Origin of the sequence: Vibrio sp. M260112 (assembly GCF_036533775.1) — a bacterium.
GTDB lineage: Bacteria > Pseudomonadota > Gammaproteobacteria > Enterobacterales > Vibrionaceae > Vibrio.
Window position 1 is genome coordinate 1 of the sequence record NZ_JATABH010000219.1, and the last position, 350, is coordinate 350.

Here is a 350-nt window from a genome sequence, read left to right on the forward strand (position 1 = left end):
GACGCGTTTTCTAGCTTAGTGGTGAAGAAGTTCTCTTGTTTGCCTTCAATAGAGGTGCGGTACCATTTCAGTTCAACAGTCTTCATCTTCTCACCAGAAGAAAGCGCGTTGTACAGCAGTGGCACGGCTTTGTTGAGAGTGACGGTAAACTGGAAGGGTTTATGAACACGTTGACCAGAAGGTTGACCAGATTGAGGATCGGTCGGAACCGAAATAACGTGGTCAAACTTCTGAACCAGCATCTCGTCTTCGTGACCTTCTACATAAGAGTCACCGATAGAGTCAGCCGTACAGGCGCCCGCCGTGATCAGACCCTGAGTTTCACCGTCGATAGAAATATAACATGGAGT

The 350-nt window shown here is 48.0% G+C and carries 1 protein-coding gene; it reads right to left on the reverse strand.

Annotated elements, in window-relative coordinates; genetic code table 11:
• The coding region (locus tag QTN95_RS21215) for an Hcp family type VI secretion system effector (protein ID WP_331418910.1) at window positions 1–350 on the reverse strand (350 nt) is incomplete at both ends.